At 51.1% G+C, this 2,307-nt stretch carries 1 protein-coding gene; it reads right to left on the bottom strand.

Annotated elements, in window-relative coordinates:
* Positions 1–2,009, bottom strand: a 2,009-nt coding sequence (locus RMO35_RS10080; RefSeq protein ID WP_309740841.1) for a CHASE2 domain-containing protein, incomplete at its 3' end; no start/stop codon positions are given.
* Between the last annotated feature and the right edge of the window lie 298 nt (positions 2,010–2,307).

Raw genomic sequence — 2,307 nt, 5'->3', positions numbered from 1 at the left:
ACATTTCCAGGTTTGAGATCGCGATGAATCACATGCTGAGAATGAATAAAACCCAGCACTGGTAACAACTGACGCAATAAATCCAGCACCTTAGCTTCGCTCCACGGTGCGGTTGCGCCTTCTAATTCTCGATCGAGTGGCGTCCCATCGATAAATTCCTGAACGAGATAAAACTCCTGCTGCTGCTCGAAATAGGCGAGCAAGTGGGGAATCTGCGCGTGATGCCCCAATTTAGAGAGAATTTCCGCCTCAGTATTAAATAACCGCCGCGCCAAATTGACAAAATTAGCATCGCGGCGAGCGGGGACTAATTGCTTGATAACGCACTGTGGCTTGCCGGGACGCTTGGTATCCCGCGCCAGATAAGTCACACCAAACCCACCCGCACCCAGGGTAGACTCGGCTTGATAGCGATCGTCGAGCAGATAGTTCGGAGCCATTACGCTGGCACTGAGCGCGGTACTGGGGGTTTGCTCTTGTTTGAGAGTGACATCTGCTGGATGGGGAATAGTCAGATCGGGATCGATTTCGGTAGTCGCCGCCATCGTCGTGGCGGGTAGAGCTGGCGGGGGTGATATGGGGATGGCGGTTGCTTGGGGTGCCGTTTTCGCGAGCAAAAACTTGAGTTCGGCGATCGCCAATTCGCGATCGGTTACTAAATTCTGCATCTCTTTTTGCTGCTGCTGGGTGTTGTAGCTCGTCAATCCCAATACGCCGATACTGCTGGCAATGAGGCCGATAAATGGGCTTACTAAGGGAATCCAACCTGCATTTACAAACGCGATCGCAAAGCCGCCGACAAGCAGGATCGCCGCACCGCTAGCCGCTAATAATAAGCGGATCGGGTGGCGCATGTACCAGGCGAGGATACTTCCCGTCAGACACCAGCCGCCGATCCAGATCCCTTCGAGCCAATTGGGAATAAACCACCATAAGGGTCGATCGTCGAGTACCGCGCTGAGAATTTGACTGGTAATTTGGGCGTGAACCAAGACCCCTGGCATCGTGGCATCTTCAGACTTCCCGGCACTATAAGGGGTTAGGAATTCATCCTTGAGGGAGCTAGCAGTCGAACCGATCGCGACGATCCGATCTTTAATTAATTTAGGATCGACTCGATCGTCTAAGAGATCCGACATCGTGACGATCTGCGCCACGCCATTTTTGCCGCTTGTCTGGGCACTACTAGCTCTGTAATTGAGCAAAATCTGATAGCCCCCATCCTCGGCATGTTGATAGCCCCCATCATTGCCGGAGATGGGTCTAAAATGCGCTCTAGCGATGTGAAATTCTTCATTTGAGTCAAACTTACCTTTGATTTGATGCTGCCGGATTAGGTATTCTTGGGCGAGCTGGAGCGCAAAACTCGTCTCGCTCGTACATGGCGATTTGGGGTCGCGCGACATAAACAACACACTTCGCCGCACGATACTATCGCGATCGACTAACAGATCTACAAATCCCAACTGTTCGGCGGGAATTCCTGGCGGCCCCGCGATGCCGGGATTTTTGAGACTGCGATGGTGACAACCCGGAATAATCACATCGTTGCTATCCCAAATTTTAGTCAGTTGGGCGCTTCCCGGCTCGACGGGATTGGCACGAAACATATCTAAACCGATGACTTTAGCTTTGGCATCGGTCAATTTTTGGATGACTTTGGCAATGGTACGATCGGGCAACGGCCAAACTTTCGCCCGATTCAGATCGTCTTCGGTAATCGCCACGATTAAAATGCGCGGGTCTGGCGGTAGCGGTGACTTCCAGCGCACGCTCTGGTCGTAAACACTCAATTCGCCCATTTCCCACCACCCCAAATACTTGGCACCGACAACCAGCCCCATCACCCCCAAACTCACACCCAAAATTGTCACTACTGATAAAGGTAGTCGGCGACCGATTCGAGTCCGAAGCGAGGCAAATTTAGGCGTGCGGAACATGTATTTTGGACGGGCGAGGATAACAATAATTACGATCGATTTTGACAGTATATCTCGATCGTCTGTCACTTACTTAGCTTGCCCTCATCGAGTAAAAACATGTCAGTAAGGGATAGGGGATAGGGGATAGGGGATAGGGAATAGTGGATAGGGGATAGGGGATAGGGAATAGTGGATAGTGGATAGTGGATAGTGGATAGGGACTGGGGACAATTGCGGTTCTCTTTACCTCTTACCTTTTACCTCTTACCTTTTACCTCTTACCTTTTACCTCTTACCTTTTACCTCTTACCTTTTACCTTTCCCCTTTCCCCTTTCCCCTTTACGTGAATTCAAACGCTGGACAAAAGCCATCGGGAGTGACACG

It is taken from the genome of Chamaesiphon sp. OTE_20_metabat_361, assembly GCF_031364565.1.
The sequence above is the reverse complement of the archived record's forward strand: the minus strand, read 5'-3'. Positions and strand labels throughout refer to the sequence as shown.